Origin of the sequence: Sphingomonas echinoides ATCC 14820 (assembly GCF_000241465.1) — a bacterium.
GTDB lineage: Bacteria > Pseudomonadota > Alphaproteobacteria > Sphingomonadales > Sphingomonadaceae > Sphingomonas > Sphingomonas echinoides.
The window spans coordinates 2,074,839-2,092,309 of record NZ_JH584235.1 but is presented as its reverse complement, the minus strand read 5'-3'; the positions used below and the strand labels follow the sequence as shown (position 1 = coordinate 2,092,309).

Here is a 17,471-nt window from a genome sequence, read left to right as displayed (position 1 = left end):
GGTTATTTGGCTTCGGCGAGCGCGGCCTTGGCGGTGGCGCTCGTCCAGTCCATGCCGCCGGTGCTGCGCCATATTTCGTGACCGGTTGAATCGAACAGGATGCTCATCGGCAAGCTGGCATTATAGGCGATGCTGAAGCCGACATCCTTGTCGAGATAGGGCTTGAGCCGCGCGAAGCTGTGCTTGGCGAAGAAGCCGGCGACGGTCGCGCGGTCCTTGTCCTGGCTGATCGTGGCGACGGTGATCGTTGCCGCAGCGGCATCGAGCGTCGGCATTTCCTTGACGCACGGGCCGCACCAGGTCGCCCACAGATTGACCAGCACTGGCTTGCCCTTGAACGCCGCGAGCGTCATCGGCTTGCCATCGGGGCCTTCGAAGGTGACGGTGGGGGCGGCTTCGCCCTTGTGGCTGCGGTCGATCGCTTGAGCGGCAGCGGGTTCGGCCGCCGCCTGGCTGGAATTGGCGGTGGGCGCGAGCGCGTCTTGCCCGTTGGACGAGACTTGCTTATCGCACCCCCCAAGCACTCCGAGCAGCAGGACCGGGACCATCACCGAGCGTAAAGACATATCGGGCGCATCCAATGCGATGTGGGGCGGTCGTTTTGCCGAGGGGCCGACCGCAGTGATGCGGGCGATAAATGCCTCGATCCCATTCGACAAGCGTTTGTGGCGGCAGGACATCGCCGGGTCCAAGGCGCATGTCGCGATGCTGGGCGCGACCGGCATCGTTTCGGCCGAGGACGCCGCCACGATCTCGGCGGGCCTCGACACCGTTGCCGCGCAGTATGCCGAGCATGGCGTGGCCGAGGACATGGTGCTCGAAGACATCCATATGCAAAGCGAGTCGCGCCTGGCCGAGGCGATCGGCCCGGTTGCCGGGCGGCTGCACACCGCGCGCTCGCGCAACGACCAGGTCGCGACCGATTTCAAACTGTGGGTGCGCGACGCGATCGACGAGGTCGATGCGGCGTTGGGGGCGTTTCAGGACGCCTTGCTCGCGCGGGCTGAGCAGCATGCCGACAGCGTGATGCCAGGCTTCACGCATCTTCAGAGCGCGCAGCCGGTGACGCTCGGCCACCATCTGATGGCCTATTATGAAATGATCGCGCGCGATCGCAGCCGCTTTGCCGATGCGCGCGCGCGGATGAACCTGTCGCCGCTGGGATCGGCGGCGCTTGCCGGAACCGGCTTCCCGATCGACCGCGAGATGACGGCGGCGGCGCTCGGCTTTGACGGGCCGACGCGCAATTCGCTCGATGGCGTGTCCGACCGCGATTTCGCGATCGATTATCTGACTTCGGCGACGCAATGTTCGCTGCATCTGTCGCGCCTCGCCGAGGAATTCGTGCTGTGGGCGTCGCAGCCGTTCGGCTTCGTCGCTCTGTCGGATCAATGGTCGACCGGCAGCTCGATCATGCCGCAGAAGCGCAACCCCGATGCCGCCGAGCTGGTGCGCGGCCATGCCGGGCGCATCCTCGGCTGCATGACCGCGCTGATGGTAACGATGAAGGGCCTGCCACTCGCCTATTCCAAGGACATGCAGGACGATAAGCCCCCGGTGTTCGAGGCGCATGATCTGCTCGGCCTGTCGATCGCGGCGATGACGGGCATGGTCGAAAGCGCGACCTTCCGCACCGACCGGATGCGCGGGCTTGCCGAGGCCGGTTTCGCCACCGCCACCGATCTGGCCGACTGGCTGGTGCGCGAAGCGGGCGTGCCGTTCCGCGAGGCGCATCACATCACCGGCCAGGCAGTGGCGCGCGCGGAAGCGCTGGGGGTAAAGCTCGACGCGCTGCCGCTCGGCGATTTGCAAGCGATCGATGCGCGGATCGACGATCGCGTCTATGGCGTGTTGTCGGTCGATGCGTCGGTCGCCAGCCGCACGAGCTTTGGCGGCACCGCGCCGTCGCGCGTGCGGGCGGCGATTGCGGCGGCACGCGAAGGGAAACGGTCATGACACTCATGCGGGTGCCGGGTTTGATGGTCCTCGGGTCGATCGCGCTGCTTGCGGGTTGCGGTTCGGCGACCACCTTGAAACCGCCCAAGGGCCAGCCATTGCCGGTCGCGCCTTATGGGGCGACCGCCACGCCGACGCCTGCCGATTTGATAAAACCGAGCAACCAGGCCCGCCCCGAGCGCAGCGACGAAGTGCTCAAGAACTCGCAGCAGCGGCGCGGCGACGATTTCGATTTGCCGCCCCCCAATTGATTTAGGCTGAAATTATGGATCATTTTTCGCTCGTCGATGGGGCGATGCACTGCGAAGGCGTGCCGTTGTCGGTGATCGCCGAGGCAGTCGGCACGCCGGTCTATGTCTATTCGACCGCGACGCTGAAGCGCCACGCGCGCGTGTTCCGCGAAGGGCTGGCTGGAGCGGGGGATATCCACCTCGCTTATGCGATCAAGGCCAATCCCAATCTCGCGGTGCTGCGCGTGATGGCGGATGCGGGCTATGGTGCCGATGTCGTGTCGGGCGGCGAACTGGCGCGCGCGCTGGCGGCGGGGATCCCGGCCAGCGACGTGGTGTTTTCGGGCGTCGGCAAGACCGTCGCCGAATTGACCACCGCACTGGAGGCAGGGCTCGGCCAGTTCAACCTCGAGCTGGAAGAAGAAGGCGTCGTGCTGGCCGGGCTGGCGGCGGCGCGCGGGTTGGTCGCCAATGCGACGCTGCGCGTGAACCCGGATGTCGATGCCGGCACCCACGCCAAGATTTCGACCGGCAAGCGCGAAAACAAGTTCGGCGTGCCGATCGACCAGGCTCCGGCGATTTTCGGGCGATTGGCGGGCCTGCCCGGCCTCGCGCTGCGCGGCGTCGCGATCCACATCGGTAGCCAGTTGAGCGATCTCGCCCCGCTGGAGGCGGCGTATCGGCGCGTTGGGGAATTGGTCGCGCACTTGCGCGGGCTCGGCTTCCCGATCGAACGCGTCGATCTTGGCGGTGGGCTGGGCGTGCCGTATCGCGAAGGGGATGTCTTGCCGAGCCCCGCCGAATATGGCGCGATGGTCGCCCGCGCGACCAAGGATTGGGGCGTGCGGCTGATGTTCGAACCCGGTCGCGTGATCGCGGGCAATGCCGGTGTGCTGCTGACCAAGGTGATCTGGGTCAAGCCCGGCGCGATCAATCCCTATGTCATCGTCGACGCCGCGATGAACGATCTCGCGCGCCCGGCGATGTACGACGCCTGGCATGATTTCAGGGCGGTCCATCCGACCGGCGACCGCATGATCGCGAACATTGCCGGGCCCGTATGCGAAAGCGGCGACACCTTCGCGATGGGCCGTGACATCGATGCCGTGAAGAGCGGCGACCTCGCCATCTTCCGCACCGCAGGGGCCTATGGCGCGACGATGGCGTCAACCTATAACAGCCGCGCATTGGTGCCCGAAGTGCTGGTCGATGGCGATCGGTTCGCGGTGGTGGCCGACCGTATCTTGCCCGAGACGATCCTCGCCGCCGAACGCATTCCGGAATGGCTCACGCCGGGTGACTGACGACGCTCGTCTGCACAGTCTGCCGCTGTTTGTGCGGCTGGCCGGGCGGCCGGTGATTCTTGTGGGAACGGGCGAAGCCGCCGACGCCAAGCGCCGCCTGCTGGAGCGGGCCGGGGCCGAAATCGTTGGCGAAGCGGCAACCGCAGCGCTGGCTATCGTCGCGGTGGAGGAGCCTGCACAGGCGCAAGCGGTGATCGCGCGGCTGAAGGCGCGCGGCGTGCTGGTCAACGCGGTCGATCGGCCCGATGATTGCGACTTCACGCTGCCCGCGATCATCGATCGCAACCCCGTGATCGTCGCGATTGGCACCGGCGGGGCCTCGGCCGGACTGGCGGCGGCGGTGCGGCAACGGCTCGAGACGCTGCTGCCGCAAACGCTCGGCCCCCTGGCGACCGCGCTGTTCCGCTGGCGGGCCGCGATCCGGCTCGCTTTCCCGTCGCTGGAGGCGCGGCGGCGCGCGCTGGGCGCGGCCTTTGCGCAAGGGGGAGCGCTGGATCCCTTGGCGGCGGGGCCAGACGCGGTCGAGCCATGGCTGCAGTCGCCGACCGCGCAGCGCGACCAACTGGTCCATATCCGTCTGGTCTCGGACGATCCCGACGATCTCACGCTTGCCCAGGCGCGCGCGCTCGCCTTGGCTGACCGGATTTATGCGGCGGCATCCGCTCCGTCTGCCGTTCTGGACCGCGCGCGTGCGGATGCGGTGCGGATCCTCTGCGCAGGTCCGCCCGTTACGCGCGAGCCGGGGCTTTCGGTTTGGCTGGAGAAACTATGAGCGGTTTTGCTTATTGCGTTGCCGACGGCAAGGCGGCGCGGATCGACATTGGCCAGGCCATCGCTACGACCGGCGACCTCGTCTGGGTGCATCTCACCTCGAACAATGAAGATGCGCAGGCGTGGCTGACCGACACCGCCAAGGCCCCCGATTATATCGTCGATGCGCTGACCACGTCCGAATCGCGCCCGCGCTGCGATGCGGTGGGCGATGGCGCGTTTCTCAATTTGCGCGGGCGCTCGAACGAAGCGATGACCACCTCCGATCCGCTCGCGTCGCTGCGGATTTGGGCGGTGGCGGGGCGGGTGATTTCGGTCACCCGGCGGGCGGTGACCGCGATCGACGATGTGGTGAAGCTGATCGAGGGCGGCCATATCCGCGATCCCGGCGATCTGATCGCGGAATTCGCGGTGGCGATTACCGAAGAGCTCGATCCCGAAGTTGCCGATCTCGGCGACCGGCTCGATGATTGCGAAGCCGATCTCGACGCCGACAAGGTGTTCGAACTGCGCCGCGGGGTGACCAAGGTGCGCGTCGCCGCGATCGGCTATCGGCGCTTCCTGCAGCCGCAGCGCGCCGCGCTGGAGAAACTCGCGGCGCTTCCCTGCGACTGGCTGCATGATGATGACCGGCTGCATCTCAGTTCTGCGGCCGACCGCGCGGCGCGCATGGCCGAAGAACTGGAAGCGATCCGCGAGCGCTCGGCACTGATGCATGAATCGCTGACCGATCTGCGTGCCGAACAGATCGATTCGCGCGCGCTGCTGATCTCGATCGTCGCGCTGATCTTCCTGCCTTTGACCTTCCTGACCGGGCTCTACGGCATGAATGTCGAAGGGTTGCCTTATGCCAAGGAGCCGTGGGCGTTCGATGCCATTGGCGGGATTTGCATCGCGATCACCATCGGCATCATCGGCTATTTCAGCGCGAAACGCTGGTTCGGCTGAGCCATTGGATCTTGTCGGTTAGCGTCTTGATCGAGGCGGTCAGGCGCGTGCGATCGGCCTGGGTGGCGGCGAGCGTGGCCTTGGTCTCGCCCAGTTCGATCGCGCGTGTCGCGACGCGGGCATCCAGCGCGGCATTGGCGCGCTTGAGGTCGGTAATCCGCCGTGCGCGGGCCAGCACGCGGGCAATGCGCGCCGCGAGGACATCAAAATCGAGCGGCTTTGCGACATGGTCGTCCGCACCCGCCGCCAGCCCGTCAATCGCGGCAGCGGGATCGCGGTGGCTGGTCATCATGATCACCGGCAAGTCCGCTGTATCAGGATTACTGCGGATTTCGTGCAGCACCTGAAGGCCCGACATGCCGGGCATCACCATGTCGAGCAGAACAAGATCGAACCCGCGCGCGGTAATCAGGTCGAGCCCTTCTGAACCGTTGTCGCTGAGCACCGTCAAATAGTCGAGCTGACCAAGCCGCTGGCCGAGCACGCTGAGGCTGGTGCGGCTGTCGTCAATCGCCAGGATCGTGCCGGTCACGCCGCGCGCACCGTACGCCAGGCCTGGCCGATTTCGTCGAGTGTCGCCGCGACGTCCCGGAACGGACCCGGATTGCTGCCGATGCTGGCATTGACGACGGTCTGCCGCGCCCCGGCATACAGGTTGGCGAGAGCCGGGGCGACGGTGCCGCCGGCGTCAAAATCCAGCCCCGCCTCCAGTGCGAACAGGATCGCGGTGGCGCGGGTGACCTTGTCGCTCTTCATCGCATAATTGCCATTTTCGGCCGCCCATGCCGCTCCGCGCAGCGCACGGATCGCCTCATCATACAGCAGCTGGACCAACGCCGGGCCATCGGCCTCGGCGGTCTGCCCGGCGAGTTCGATCTGCCGATAGGTCGTTTCCGGGTTGCGCCCGAACGCGGTTGCGTAGGCGGTGCTCACCCGGTTTTATTCCACTGCGCGATCTGGTTGGTCAGCGTGGTCTGCGATGCCTTGTATTTGGCCACCAAGGCATCGGACGCCGCATATTGCTTGGTCAAGCGCTCCTGATAGGCGGCGGTGTCGGTGGTGACCTTGGCTTCGGCGTCGGTCACCTTGGTCTTGGCAGCGGTATAAAGCGCCGTGCTGCCGACCAGGCCGATATGTTCGACATTGCCGTTGATGGTCACTTTCTGGTCGACCGCCGCGGTCGAGATCGCATCCAGCGCGGCGGCGATGCCGCCGCCTGTTGCCCCCGTGCCGTTGGCGAACAAGGCTTCCACTGCGTCGGGAGTTTTGGACAGAGCTGCGTTCAGCTTGGTTGAATCGACGCTGAGCGTGCCGTCGCGATTGGTCGACACCCCGATCGAAGCAAGATTGATCGGGTCGCCCGCGGCCGCGCCCGTCGCCAGCGTGGTCAGCGGCAGCGCCCGCAGCGCGCGCGCCAGGCTGGTGGCATTATTGTCGTTGCGCAGCGCACCGGTGGTGGAATCGGTCTCGGTTTTGAGCACCGCTTGCAGCTGATTGTAGGTATCGACGAAATCCGTCACCGCTTGCGACAGCGCCGCGGTCGGCTTGGTATTGCCCAAGGTGACCGGCTTGCCGACCGCCGTGCCGGTGAGTTCGAGCTTCACCCCCTCAATCAGGTCGGACACGCTGTTGCTCGAGCGCTCGACGCTAACGCCGTCCAGTTTGAGCTGGGCGTTGCCGGCCGCGCTGCCGATCGTGGTCGCGCTCTGGCCCACACCGACGTTGAGCGCGGACAGGGCGGGAGTGTCGCTGGAGAGGGTGAACGCCTGATTGGTGCCGGTCGCCCCCTTCAGCGTCAGGCGCGCCGTGCCATTCGCATCGGTGACGATGCTCGCGGTCACCCCGGCCGACGCGGCGTTGATCGCCGATGCGATCCCCGAAAGCGTCTGGTGCGCACTGTCGATGGCGATGGTCACCGGTTGGGCGGCACCGGCGGTAAAACCCGTCAACGCGCCGCTGTCGACGGTTGCGGTGCCGAAGGTGAGCGTCAGATTGCCGGTGCCGACGGTGGCATCGCGGCCGGAGAAGGACGATGCGCTGGTCGCCACCTGCGCGGTGGCGAGTTGGGTCACCTCGACCGACGCGGCCAGACCGGACAATTTCGCACCCGGAAGCGCGGTCGCGGTGAGCACGCTCGTGTTCGAACTGGTCGGCTGCGTCACCAGCGTGCCGCCCTGAACCAGCGTCTTGAGCCCGGAGGCAAAGCTGGTGATGCCGCTTTGCACTTTGGCGACCGAGGAGATTTGCGCGGTGAGCGCATCTTCCTGCTTGGTCAGCGAGGCGTTTTTTGCGGCGAACTGCGCTTGCACCAGCGAGGCGACCAATGACGCCGTGTCGACGCCCGACCCGGCCCCGAGCGAGGTGAGGATCGACTGGGTTGCGGTGGTGGTCACCATGGCTGTGGTCCTGCTCCAAAACTCATGTGTAAGAACGACGGGAGGGCGGTCATGTTTAGGATTCCTTCACGCCATTTTTGTCGAAGCGCGCGCTCGGCGGCACCAGCACCGGCGGCGGCGTGCCGCCCGCTGCGGCGTTGAGCCCGAACACGAAGGCAAGGATCGTCGCCAGCGCGACATAGAGGTCGTCGCGCACCTCCTGGCCCTCGCGGCTGGTGTAATAGACGGCGCGTGCCAGCGAGGGATATTCGAGCACGGGCACCCGCGCCTCCGCCCCCAATTCGCGGATCGCGAGCGCCACCACGCCGCGCCCTTTGGCAACGACGACGGGCACCTGGTCGGATTCGCGATTGTAGCGCAGGGCGACTGCAAAGTGAGTCGGGTTGGTCAGGATGACATGCGCTTCGCTCACCGCCGCACGCATGTTGCGCTTGGCCATTTCGCGCTGGCGCTGGCGCATCGCGCCCTTTGCCTCGGGTGAGCCTTCGGTTTCCTTATGCTCGTCGCGGATCGCCTGTTTGGACATGCGCAATTTGCGCAGCAGCTGGATCAATTGCAGCGGCACGTCGATGCCCGCGATGATCACGAGTCCGCCCGCCATTGCGAACAAAATCCCCATGAAGGTGCCGCCGAGCGCGGCGACGGCCGTGCCGATATTGGTCGAGGCGAGGCCGATCGTCATCTGCGACGCCTGTTGCAGCATGTACCAGCCGATGCTGCCGAGCAGCGCCACCTTAAGCAGCGACTTGCCGAGCTCGATCCACCCTTGCGGTCCGAAGATGCGCTGCAGGCCCGAGGCGGGGTTGATCCGCGATGCCTTGGGTGCGAGCAATTTGCCATTGAAACCAAGGTGGCCAAGCCCGGCCTGGCCAAGGATCGCCGCCGCCAGCGTGACCACCAGGAGCGAGCCGATCGCCGGTGCCAGCTTCCAACCGCTTTGCAGGAGCGGGCGGAAGGGAGAGAAATCCTCGATATCGCGCTGGTCGAACGAAAAGCTCGACGTCATGATCTCCTTGCAGGCGCCGACCAGCGACGGCCCCATCATCGCCAGCCAGGCGCACCCGGCGAGCATCACCAGCGCGGTTGCAAACTCGCGTGATTTGAGGATGTCGCCCTGTTCCGCCGCATCGCGTTTGCGCTTGGCGGTTGGGGCTTCTGTCTTTTCACCATATTCGTCTGCCATCAGCCGAGCACCAGGCTTTGGGTGGCGGCGAGGCCTTCGTTGATGATGACGAGCAGATAATCCCCCATCGCTGGGAAGCCGAGCGCCAGCGCGACGACGCCGACCGCGAGACTGGCGGGCAAGCCGACCGCGAACAGGTTGAGCGACGGTGCCGAGCGCGAGATCATGCCGACGACGAGGTTGAGGCACAGCAGCAGGAAGCCGACCGGCAGCGCCAGCAACAATCCCGCGAGGAAGGTATAGCCACCGAAAAAGGCGATATTTTCAAGTTGTGCGGGTTTGAGCCAGGCCGCCCCCGGCGGCAGCGCATCATAGCTTTTCACGATCATCTCGACCAGGATCAGGTGGCCGTTGACGCTGAGGAACAGCAAGGTCAGCATCATCGAGAAGAACTGGCCCAGCGCCGGGGTCGAGCGACCATTTTGCGGGTCGATGGCGGACGCAAAGCCGATTCCCATCGAGGTGCCGATCACTTCGCTCGCAATCATCGGCGCGGCGAAGGCGATTTGCAGGATGAAGCCCATCGCAAAGCCGACCAGCGCTTCGGCCGCGACCGCCAGAAAGGTGGTGAGCGCGAAGATCTGTGCAGGCGGCACCACCGGATGCACCGAGAGCACCAGCACGCCGATCGCACCCGACAGCGTGACGCGCACCGTGACCGGGATCGAGACCGCGCTGAACACGGGAGCCGCGATGAACGCCGCGCCAACGCGCACCATCACGAAGATCAGCGCCCAGAGTTGCGGCTCGATCGACAGGCCGAAGCCGAGCGGGCCGTTCATCTTCCCCTCCCGCTTGCGGGAGGGGTTAGGGGAGGGGCGTGGCGCGAGCATTGCGCGCAATAACGGAACTCCCCTCCCCCAGCCCCGCCCGCAAGCGGGAGGGGGGAGGAAAGGGCCAGGCCCGCGCTCATCGCACCAGATCCGGGATCCGTTCGAAAATGCCGATCGTGAAATCGGTGAGCAGCCCCAGGATCAAGCTGCCGAACACCAGGATCGACACCCCGACGACGATCAGCTTGGGCACGAACGACAAAGTCTGTTCGTTGATCGAGGTCGCCGCCTGGATCATGCCGGTGATCAGCCCGGCGAGCAGCGCTGGGATCAGGATCGGCGCGGCGGCGAGCGCCAGCACCCACATCGTCTGATTGGCGACGGTCAGGAAATATTCCGCGTCCATCAGAAACGCTCCTTTCCGTTCGCCCTGAGCCTGTCGAAGGGCAGCGCGCCACGGCGACCGCGGCAGGTGCTGCGCGCAGGCTTCGACAAGCTCAGCTCGAACGGTTGTGTGCTGCGCATCGCGTCAATTCACGAACGAATTGGCAAGGCTGCCCATCGTCAGCGCCCAGCCATCGACCAGCACGAACAGCAGCAGCTTGAACGGCATCGAGATGATCGTCGGCGACAGCATCATCATGCCGAGCGACATCAGCACGGTCGCGACCACCAGATCGATGACGATGAACGGCAGGAACACCAGGAAACCGATCTGGAACGCGGTCTTCAACTCGCTGGTGACAAAGGCAGGCAGCAGTACCGAAAAGGGAATGTCGTTCGCCTGTTTGTAAGGCCCGCTCTTGGCGATGCCAGCGAACATGGTGATGTCCTTTTTGCGCGTCTGCTTGGTCATGAAGGTGTGCAGTGGGATCGCGGCGGCCTTTATCATGTCGGTCGCGCCGATCTTGCTCTCGGCATAAGGCTGGATCGCGGTCGCGTTGATCTGGGTGATTGTCGGGGCCATCACGAAGAAAGACAGGAACAGCGACAGGCCGATCAGCACCTGGTTGGGCGGGGTTTGCTGCAGGCCCATCGCCTGGCGCACGATCGCCAGCACGATGATGATGCGCGTGAAGCTGGTCATCATCAGCAGGATGCCGGGCAGGATCGTCAGCAGCCCCATCACGATCAGGATCTGCAAGCTCAGCGCCATCGGCGCATTGCCGCCGCCAAGATCCTTCAACGCGCGGTCGGCGGCGTCGCCGGCTCCGGGGGTGGGCGCGGCGATCGGGGCGGCCTGGGCGAAGGCCGGGTGCGCAACCAGGATCGCGAACACCACGCCGAGCAGCATCAGCGCCAGCTTGCCCCACGGCAGCGCGCGCGCCACCGATGGCTTGATCAGCGCCGGGCCCGAGCCTTTGCGAATGACCTTGACGCTCATCGTGCGTCTCCACCGCGATCGACCAAGGCGACGCCAGTGCGGCTGACCGAGACGAGCAGCTTGCGCCCCTCGAAATCGATCACCGCCAGCCGGACGCTGGGCGAGATCATCATGGTTTCGGTGACCTTGAGCAGCCGGTTGGCGGGCTGACCCGGCAACCGCGACTCCAGCCGACGCCAGGCATAAAGGCACCCGATCATCAGGCCGCACACCAGCGGCAGCAGCACGACGAGCTTGAGGATATAGGACCACATCATGACGATCAGGCCCGCTTCTCTGGGCTGACCAATTCGGTCATGCGCACGCCGAAGCTGTCGCCGACCATCACCACTTCGCCGCGCCCGATCAGCGTGCCGTTGACCAGCACATCGAGCAGTTCATTGGCCTGTCGGTCGAGCTCGATCACGCTGCTTTCGCCAAGCGCGAGCAATTCGCGCAACGTGAGCGAGGTCGAGCCGATCTCGACCGTCAGCTTGACATCGACGTCCTGCAGCAGCCGGAAATTGGCGGCCAGGCTGGCATCGACGGGGAATCCGCCACTCAAGTCGGTCATTGCAATTCACCCCCGAAAGCACGGTCTAGGTCGTAGGAAATATGCGTGAGCTTGATCGCGGCCTTGCCGTTCGACGTGCCGACCGTGCCCGCGCCGAGCCGGTCGCGCCCGACCATCACCGGCACGTCGCCGCCGACCGAAATCGGGATCACGTCACCCGCCTTCAGTTCCATCAGCAAGCTCAGCGACACCATCGGTTCCGCCAGCACGGACCGGATCGGGAAGCGCACGTCCATCACCGCACGGGTGAGGCCGGTGCGCCAGGCCGGATCAGGCTCGGCAGTCTTGCCATGCACCTTGCCGGTCAGGGACGGGCCGTGCGGTTTCAACGCGGTGACCGGGTAGAGCAGGTCGAGAAACACGGGCTTGGCGGTCCCGGAGGCGATGCCGAAGCGCGTGATGACGACGGCGTCATCGGCGTCGAGATCGGTAATCAGTGCGGGGTTCGCTTCGACCCGGCCGGGCGTGAACTCGATCCGTGCGAGCGGCTCCCATGCGGCGCGCATCGGCTCGGCCAGCATCCGGCCGAGCTGGGCGATCATCGCCTCGGCGGCGGGGGTGAATTCGGCGGGCAAGGTGGCGGGTGCCGCTCCGGTGCCGCCAAAGAACAGATCGAGCAATTCCATCACGAAACGCCCGTCGAGCACCGCCAGCGCTTGCCCGGCTGCGGGTGTCCCCGCCGCCGTCATCGCCATTGGCAGCCATGCGGTCAGCCCGTCGGGGCGTTCGACCCGGTAATCGGCCAGGCGCTGCACCACCAGCGGCTCGGCCCAGGTGCGGCACTCGCGGCGCAGCAATGGCTCGAACACGGCGCGCACGCCGCGCGCGAGCCGCGCGGACAAATGCTGCACCGTATGCAGGTCGCCGAACGGGTTGAGGTTGGCCGTCCCCAGCGTGACATGCTCTGCTGTCCGCCGGGGCCGTTCCCGCCTGTCGCTCGCGCTGTGAAGGCCTTCGTTAACCATGCCTCACTGAACAACGAAATTGGTAAAGTAAACGTTACCGACGCCTCCAAAGCCTTCTTTTTCCTTGAGCGTATCGTTGATCGCTTTGGCGATGCGACGCTGCAAAACCTTCTTGCCGTCGCTGGTGAAGACCTGCTCCTCGGTGGTGTCGCCGAGCGCCATCAGGATGGCCGATCGCACCGCGATTTCGTTGGTCTTGATGTTCTCGATCACCGAATCGTCATAGGGCGTGGAGACGGCGACCCCGACCTGCACGAAATGGACGCTGTCCTGCAGGTTGGAGGTGAACTCCTTGTCCATGGCGTAGTAATTCGAGGCATATTTGTCGCCGCCGACCCCGATCGGTGGCTTGGTGCCGCCCTTGGCACCCTCGGCCCCTTCGCCCGAGCCGACGCGCTTCTGCTCGGCCTTGGGGACCAGCCGCGGGCCGGTTGGCTCGGGTGCGGCCTTGCTACCGCCAAGCAGCCCGGCGTGCATGGCGAACACCGCGCCGCCGACGCTGCCGCCGATGAGCACCAGGCCGCCGACGATGAGCAGCAGGATCTTCATCATGCCACCCTTCTTCTTGGGCGTTTCCTTGGGGGCGTCACTCATGGATACTGTCCTTCATCTTCAAGCAAGGCGGTGGTCGACGGGATCGTCAGTGGCGTCGGAGCGCGCGCGGGGCGGCGTTCGCGAAGGCTGCGGCGTTGGGCGCGGCTGCGGGGCGGCACCGTTGCCGCCGCCCGCGCTATCGGTGGTCACGCTGGTATCGCCGATGCGAACCCCGCGCGCGGAGGCCAGTTCGGTCAAGCGCGGCTGCGCCTCGGCGATCAGCGCGCGGGTGGCTTCATGTTCGGTGGTGAAGCGAACGTGGACGCGATCGCCTTCCTGCCGCACGGCGACGTCGACGCTCCCCAGCGCGTCGGGCGAAAGCTTGATGCGCGTGTCATGCGCATTGGCATCGTCGCGGAGCGTTTCGATGTGATCGATCATGCGCTGCAAGCCCGGATCCTGCCGCAGGTCGAGCGGTGCCGCGTTGGTGCTTCCGGTCGCCGCCACGGCGGTTTGATCGGGTAGATTGACGGCTGGTCCGGTGCTGAGCGCGGCGGCCAGTATTGCGGCGTCGCCTTGACCCGGGAGCGCAGGCTTGCTGCGCCATGACGTCGCCGCCGCGATTGCCGCCGCGAAGACTTGACCGGCTGGCTGCGGAGTCGTGCTCACGGTGATGGTTGGCACGGCGGCGTCGCGCTGGGCGACCCAGCTTGGCGGATCAGGCCGGTCTGCCACTGGCGTGGGTGTAGCCAATGGCGCGGATGTAGGTAGCGCGCTCGCGCTTGATGCGGCAACGGTCGTGAGCGGCGCTGCCGGTGCGGACGCTTGTCCGACAGGGGCTATGGCGTCCGAAACGCGCAGCGGTCGGGGCAATGGCGACGCGGCTACGGTGGTCGGGGTTGGAATAAGCGGAGAGGCGACCGCTTGCGCTGGGGCTGTTGGCAGAGGGGATTGCTCGGGAGCCGTCGCCACGATCGCGGGTTGCGGCGGTTTGGGCTGGCCAGTCGTGGCAGCCGAACTCGAATCCGGCAGCGTGATCGACAATGGCTGAGTCTCCAAACCGGTCGGCGCAATCGGGGGCTGCGCTGCGAGCATGTCGCCGAGAGGTGGGCGCAGGGACTGTAGGATCGCATCCGGCTTGGCAGCAGGCGTGCGCCCTGGCGGTGCAGGGCTGGGTGTCTCGGTGCCGTCGTTTGCCGTCTCTGCGGTGTCTGGGGTCTCTGGCGTCGCTATGCGGCCCGGCGTTGCGAACGATGATGGAGCGGCCGGTGCGATCGACGACGATGCCGACTCGAGCGTTGTGATCGAAACCGGGCGCTGGGCCCCACCAAGCGAGGCAAGGGTCGTCACCTCAGGCGATGCCGCTGCATTGGGATCAGCCCCGGTAACGGCGACAGGAGCGGGGGCGATCGTGGGCGCAACCAAGGGTGACGCCAGATTGGCCAGGGATGCGGGTGCCACGTCCTGCGCGTCCACGCGTACGGCTTTGCTCTGGTGGTCCGCGGAGCGTGCTGCTTTCGGTGAGACCGCGGCTGCAAGTGTCGAGGGTGCCGCCGTGGCGTCACGCCCATTTAGAAAGGCCGCCAGCGTCTGGACGCGTGGCCCAGTCGATGCCGCTTGGGCGCTGGCCGCCAAAGCCCCTATCGTCGCGACGGGGGACGCCTGGCTTTCCGCATTGCCGACCGTGAAGGAGGATGTCGGCAGCGACGATAGACTGTCCTCGTTCGTCCGCGTTTGCGACGTCGTGACCGTGCCCGGTGGCTGTGGCGTTGCGTCGGCGATGACCGCGCCAAGGCCTATGGAACCGAGTGCTGCAATTGTCGGCGCGAGCAGCTCTCCGCGCTGCGCAAGCGCGGGCTGCGGCGGGCCTTGCTCGTTAATTTCGGCCTGCGGGGCAGCCGTTTGCGCGGGCGCATTTGCCAGGGCCATTGCGGCGGAGGACGCGCCCGTCCTGAGATCTTGCGCTTTGTCGCGCCAGCCGGGCGTTGCCGGGGCGATCAGAGCGGTTGTGGTGCCCGCAGACCGAAAGGGCACCCCAGTGTTTCCGGTCGCCAAGGGATTGGTGGTCGTCACAGGCGTCGTCGGCGCGCTGGCGTCTTTACCAGTCCCGCTTTGCAGCGCCGCAGGCACCGTGAACGGCGTCGGTGTCGCGACCGTCGGAAAAGCGATCGGTGCCGCCCCGGTCGGTCCCGTGGCAAGGGATATGCCGTCAGCGTCGATCTTAGCAGATACGGATTCGGGGTCTCGATACCCCGCTTGCGGTACCACGTTTAGCGCGGGCCCTTCTGGCAGCGTTGCGGCAGGGGCCTGCACCGGCTGCGCGGCTTTGGATGCGGTCGCCAAGGGGAAGGCCGGGATCGTCGGATCAGCGGGAGACTGGACCGGGTTTTGGACGGCGACGGTTCCGTTTCCGTCAGCCGCGCCGGTTTTGGCGGGGACGATTTGGGGCAAGCCCTTGCCACCCACGGCAACCGCTTGCCGGGCAATCGCCGCCGGGGCCAACGCGGCTGCCGTCGTCGTATCGCGCGCCTCAACCACCGCGCCGAGCGTCTTCTCGAAATGGCCGGACGTGCTGCCCCTGCGGCCGGGGGCGTGTCCGTGGCCGGGGGCGGATGGCGCAGACGATAGGGGCAACAGATCGATCATGCAGGCTCCAACGGGGTCGATTCGCAGCTTCCGATCGACGTCGTCAGAGCTTCAGCAAGGATCGTGCCGAATTTTGCGCGTTGGCGGTGCGGCTTCCATCGCGCGGATCGCCTTGACCACGGCCTCGGCATCGGCGCGGGCGATCAATTTCTCGATCGCGCTTTGGTCGCGGCGAGCCTCGCGCGTCGCTTCGCTGGCGCGCGCGGCGGTTGCCTGGGCCGCGCGCAAGCGGCCTTCGGCGGCTTCGGCCGATTGGTGGAGGCGCTCGCGAAAATGCGCTGCGGCGACCAGCGAAAAGCCCGCAACCGGGGCCGCCGCCGGTGTCGGTGAGACGTTCGCGGTGAGCTGCGCAATGCGCGACCTGAGCATTTGTTCGCTGGCGGCGCGATCGTGCGCGCGCGCTTCCTCGGCCTGGACCAGGCCAAGCTGGAGTGTGCGCACCCGCAAAATGCGGTCGAGCTTGGAGGGCTTAGCCATCGCCGAACACGCCGATCAGCTCGGCGGCGGCATCGGGCAGCGAGACCATCTCGTCGGGGTCCTGCTTGATATATTCGAGCACCGCCGGATGGCAGGCGATGGCGGCGTCGATCGCCGGATCGGCACCCGAGCGATACGCCCCCATCAGCACCAGATCGCGATTTTCCTCATAGGTGGCGAGGTGACGGCGCAGCACGCGCGCGGCCATTTGGTGCGGCTTGTCGACAATGTCGTTCATCACGCGGCTGACCGAGGGGCCGATGTCGATCGCCGGATATACGCCGCGCTCGGCCAGCGCGCGGTTGAGCACGATATGCCCATCGAGGATCGAGCGCGCGCTGTCGACCACGGGATCGTTGCCGTCATCGCCATCGGCGAGCACGGTATAGATGGCGGTGATCGACCCGCCCGAGGCAACGTCGGTCCCCGCGCGTTCGATCAGATTGGGCAGCATCGCGATTGCGGAGGGCGGATAGCCGCGCGCGCTGGCCGGTTCGCCCAGCGCGAGGCCGATTTCACGCCCGGCATGCGCCACGCGGGTGAGCGAATCCATGATCAGCAGCACCTTCTTGCCCTCGGCGCGGAACGCCTCGGCAATGGCGTGGGTTCGCAGCGCGCCGCGAATGCGCAGCACCGGCGAATGGTTGGCGGGCACCGCGATGACGACGGCGCGCTTGCGCGCTTCGCCCGCCACCTTGGTTTCGAGGAAGTCGGCGACTTCGCGGCTGCGTTCGCCGATCAGGCCGATGACGATGACATCGGCTTGCGCTGCGCGCACGATCATGCCGAGCAGCACCGATTTGCCGACGCCCGAACCGGCCATGATGCCGATGCGCTGCCCTTGGCCAACGGTGAGCAAACCATTGATCGCGCGCACGCCGACATCGAGCGGGTGCAGCACGCGACCCCGGTCGAGCGGCGATTGCAATTTGCCCGCAAGCGGCCAGCGCGCCGCACCGCGGATCGGCCCCAGCCCGTCGATCGGCTTGCCCGCGCCATCGACCACGCGACCGAGCAGCGCCGCCCCGACCTCAGCCTCGCCCGGAGGTCCGAGCGGGCGCACCGGTGCTTGCGGGAGCAAGGCGGCCGGGCCGCCGAGGTTCATCAACAAGGTTCGGCCATTGCGGAAACCGATCACTTCGGCTTCGACACCAGATTGCCGGTCACCGACCTGGCACACCGTGCCGACCGGAAGCGTCAGGCCGACGGCCTCCATCAGCAGCCCGTCAAACGACGCCAAGCGCCCGGATACCTTGGGTCGCGGCGCGAAATCGGGCAGGCCGAGCGCGTCGAGATAGTCGCCGGTGAAGCGGTTCAGCATGGCATGCTCTTGGTGTTCCGTTGGTGCTGA

At 66.4% G+C, this 17,471-nt stretch carries 20 protein-coding genes; 5 read left to right on the top strand and 15 right to left on the bottom strand.

The window, feature by feature from the left end:
* Window positions 1-2: 2 nt before the first annotated feature.
* A complete protein-coding gene (locus ON00_RS09815) occupies window positions 3-566 on the bottom strand; it encodes a TlpA family protein disulfide reductase (protein ID WP_029622615.1) in 564 nt (187 codons plus the stop codon).
* Window positions 567-585: 19 nt separating this feature from the next.
* Between ON00_RS09815 and argH the strand changes: the two genes are divergently transcribed.
* The 5 genes from argH to ON00_RS09790 are packed head-to-tail and all read left to right on the top strand — an operon-like array spanning window position 586 to window position 5,209.
* A complete protein-coding gene (argH, locus tag ON00_RS09810) occupies window positions 586-1,956 on the top strand; it encodes an argininosuccinate lyase (RefSeq protein ID WP_010405411.1) in 1,371 nt (456 codons plus the stop codon).
* Entirely contained in the window at window positions 1,953-2,207 is a 255-nt protein-coding gene (locus ON00_RS09805; RefSeq protein ID WP_010405409.1) for a hypothetical protein, read from the top strand. Before argH ends, ON00_RS09805 begins: the two co-directional genes overlap by 4 nt.
* A gap of 14 nt (window positions 2,208-2,221) precedes the next feature.
* Entirely contained in the window at window positions 2,222-3,490 is a 1,269-nt protein-coding gene (gene lysA, locus ON00_RS09800) for a diaminopimelate decarboxylase (protein ID WP_010405407.1), read from the top strand.
* The gene (locus ON00_RS09795) at window positions 3,483-4,262 is read left to right on the top strand and encodes a precorrin-2 dehydrogenase/sirohydrochlorin ferrochelatase family protein (protein WP_010405406.1); all 780 of its coding nucleotides are present in this window, start codon (window positions 3,483-3,485) and stop codon (window positions 4,260-4,262) included. Before lysA ends, ON00_RS09795 begins: the two co-directional genes overlap by 8 nt.
* Window positions 4,259-5,209: a zinc transporter ZntB gene (locus ON00_RS09790; protein WP_010405405.1), complete on the top strand. Its 951-nt coding sequence runs from the start codon at window positions 4,259-4,261 to the stop codon at window positions 5,207-5,209. The genes ON00_RS09795 and ON00_RS09790 overlap by 4 nt, the downstream gene beginning before the upstream one ends.
* On the opposite strand, the gene ON00_RS09785 is transcribed toward ON00_RS09790, so the two are convergent.
* From ON00_RS09785 to ON00_RS09720, 14 genes are all read right to left on the bottom strand, one after another.
* Entirely contained in the window at window positions 5,184-5,741 is a 558-nt protein-coding gene (locus tag ON00_RS09785; protein WP_010405403.1) for a response regulator, read from the bottom strand. The two genes, ON00_RS09790 and ON00_RS09785, sit on opposite strands and share 26 nt — an antisense overlap.
* Entirely contained in the window at window positions 5,738-6,142 is a 405-nt protein-coding gene (locus tag ON00_RS09780) for a flagellar export chaperone FliS (protein WP_010405402.1), read from the bottom strand. Before ON00_RS09780 ends, ON00_RS09785 begins: the two co-directional genes overlap by 4 nt.
* Window positions 6,139-7,605 carry a flagellar filament capping protein FliD gene (fliD, locus tag ON00_RS09775; RefSeq protein ID WP_010405401.1) on the bottom strand — a complete coding sequence of 489 codons (1,467 nt, stop codon included), beginning with the start codon at window positions 7,603-7,605 and terminating at the stop codon, window positions 6,139-6,141. The genes ON00_RS09780 and fliD overlap by 4 nt, the downstream gene beginning before the upstream one ends.
* A 55-nt stretch (window positions 7,606-7,660) precedes the next feature.
* On the bottom strand, window positions 7,661-8,788 hold the full coding sequence (locus ON00_RS09770) for an EscU/YscU/HrcU family type III secretion system export apparatus switch protein (protein WP_010405400.1): 1,128 nt from the start codon (window positions 8,786-8,788) through the stop codon (window positions 7,661-7,663).
* Window positions 8,788-9,570, bottom strand: a complete 783-nt coding sequence (gene fliR / locus ON00_RS09765) for a flagellar biosynthetic protein FliR (RefSeq protein ID WP_010405398.1) — start codon at window positions 9,568-9,570, stop codon at window positions 8,788-8,790. Before fliR ends, ON00_RS09770 begins: the two co-directional genes overlap by 1 nt.
* Window positions 9,571-9,697: 127 nt before the next feature.
* Window positions 9,698-9,967 carry a flagellar biosynthesis protein FliQ gene (fliQ, locus tag ON00_RS09760; protein ID WP_010405396.1) on the bottom strand — a complete coding sequence of 90 codons (270 nt, stop codon included), beginning with the start codon at window positions 9,965-9,967 and terminating at the stop codon, window positions 9,698-9,700.
* A 123-nt stretch (window positions 9,968-10,090) separates the two neighbouring features.
* Window positions 10,091-10,945, bottom strand: a complete 855-nt coding sequence (gene fliP, locus ON00_RS09755; RefSeq protein WP_010405394.1) for a flagellar type III secretion system pore protein FliP — start codon at window positions 10,943-10,945, stop codon at window positions 10,091-10,093.
* A complete protein-coding gene (locus ON00_RS09750) occupies window positions 10,942-11,202 on the bottom strand; it encodes a flagellar biosynthetic protein FliO (protein ID WP_010405393.1) in 261 nt (86 codons plus the stop codon). Before ON00_RS09750 ends, fliP begins: the two co-directional genes overlap by 4 nt.
* Window positions 11,203-11,207: 5 nt before the next feature.
* The gene (fliN, locus tag ON00_RS09745; RefSeq protein WP_010405391.1) at window positions 11,208-11,498 is read right to left on the bottom strand and encodes a flagellar motor switch protein FliN; all 291 of its coding nucleotides are present in this window, start codon (window positions 11,496-11,498) and stop codon (window positions 11,208-11,210) included.
* Complete coding sequence (locus tag ON00_RS09740) at window positions 11,495-12,463, bottom strand: flagellar motor switch protein FliM (protein WP_010405390.1); 969 nt, start codon at window positions 12,461-12,463, stop codon at window positions 11,495-11,497. The genes fliN and ON00_RS09740 overlap by 4 nt, the downstream gene beginning before the upstream one ends.
* Before the next feature lie 3 nt (window positions 12,464-12,466).
* On the bottom strand, window positions 12,467-13,057 hold the full coding sequence (locus ON00_RS09735) for a flagellar basal body-associated FliL family protein (protein ID WP_010405388.1): 591 nt from the start codon (window positions 13,055-13,057) through the stop codon (window positions 12,467-12,469).
* Window positions 13,058-13,075: 18 nt separating this feature from the next.
* Window positions 13,076-15,643, bottom strand: coding sequence for a flagellar hook-length control protein FliK (locus tag ON00_RS20160; protein ID WP_083834091.1), 2,568 nt, complete (start codon window positions 15,641-15,643; stop codon window positions 13,076-13,078).
* Window positions 15,644-15,694: 51 nt separating this feature from the next.
* Window positions 15,695-16,120 (bottom strand): hypothetical protein, encoded by a 426-nt coding sequence (locus ON00_RS09725; protein ID WP_010405386.1) that lies wholly within the window; start codon window positions 16,118-16,120, stop codon window positions 15,695-15,697.
* Entirely contained in the window at window positions 16,113-17,441 is a 1,329-nt protein-coding gene (locus tag ON00_RS09720) for a FliI/YscN family ATPase (protein ID WP_010405385.1), read from the bottom strand. Before ON00_RS09720 ends, ON00_RS09725 begins: the two co-directional genes overlap by 8 nt.
* Window positions 17,442-17,471 lie beyond the last annotated feature (30 nt).

Bases quoted from the DNA above. Each gene is read 5' to 3' on its own strand.
- ON00_RS09815 (WP_029622615.1), bottom strand. From the start codon at position 566: ATGTCTTTACGCTCGGTGATGGTCCCGGTCCTGCTGCTCGGAGTGCTT.
- argH (WP_010405411.1), top strand. From the start codon at position 586: ATGTGGGGCGGTCGTTTTGCCGAGGGGCCGACCGCAGTGATGCGGGCG.
- ON00_RS09805 (WP_010405409.1), top strand. From the start codon at position 1,953: ATGACACTCATGCGGGTGCCGGGTTTGATGGTCCTCGGGTCGATCGCG.
- lysA (WP_010405407.1), top strand. From the start codon at position 2,222: ATGGATCATTTTTCGCTCGTCGATGGGGCGATGCACTGCGAAGGCGTG.
- ON00_RS09790 (WP_010405405.1), top strand. From the start codon at position 4,259: ATGAGCGGTTTTGCTTATTGCGTTGCCGACGGCAAGGCGGCGCGGATC.
- fliD (WP_010405401.1), bottom strand. From the start codon at position 7,605: ATGGTGACCACCACCGCAACCCAGTCGATCCTCACCTCGCTCGGGGCC.
- ON00_RS09770 (WP_010405400.1), bottom strand. From the start codon at position 8,788: ATGGCAGACGAATATGGTGAAAAGACAGAAGCCCCAACCGCCAAGCGC.
- fliR (WP_010405398.1), bottom strand. From the start codon at position 9,570: ATGAACGGCCCGCTCGGCTTCGGCCTGTCGATCGAGCCGCAACTCTGG.
- fliQ (WP_010405396.1), bottom strand. From the start codon at position 9,967: ATGGACGCGGAATATTTCCTGACCGTCGCCAATCAGACGATGTGGGTG.
- fliP (WP_010405394.1), bottom strand. From the start codon at position 10,945: ATGAGCGTCAAGGTCATTCGCAAAGGCTCGGGCCCGGCGCTGATCAAG.
- ON00_RS09750 (WP_010405393.1), bottom strand. From the start codon at position 11,202: ATGATGTGGTCCTATATCCTCAAGCTCGTCGTGCTGCTGCCGCTGGTG.
- fliN (WP_010405391.1), bottom strand. From the start codon at position 11,498: ATGACCGACTTGAGTGGCGGATTCCCCGTCGATGCCAGCCTGGCCGCC.
- ON00_RS09740 (WP_010405390.1), bottom strand. From the start codon at position 12,463: ATGGTTAACGAAGGCCTTCACAGCGCGAGCGACAGGCGGGAACGGCCC.
- ON00_RS09735 (WP_010405388.1), bottom strand. From the start codon at position 13,057: ATGAGTGACGCCCCCAAGGAAACGCCCAAGAAGAAGGGTGGCATGATG.
- ON00_RS20160 (WP_083834091.1), bottom strand. From the start codon at position 15,643: ATGATCGATCTGTTGCCCCTATCGTCTGCGCCATCCGCCCCCGGCCAC.
- ON00_RS09725 (WP_010405386.1), bottom strand. From the start codon at position 16,120: ATGGCTAAGCCCTCCAAGCTCGACCGCATTTTGCGGGTGCGCACACTC.
- ON00_RS09720 (WP_010405385.1), bottom strand. From the start codon at position 17,441: ATGCTGAACCGCTTCACCGGCGACTATCTCGACGCGCTCGGCCTGCCC.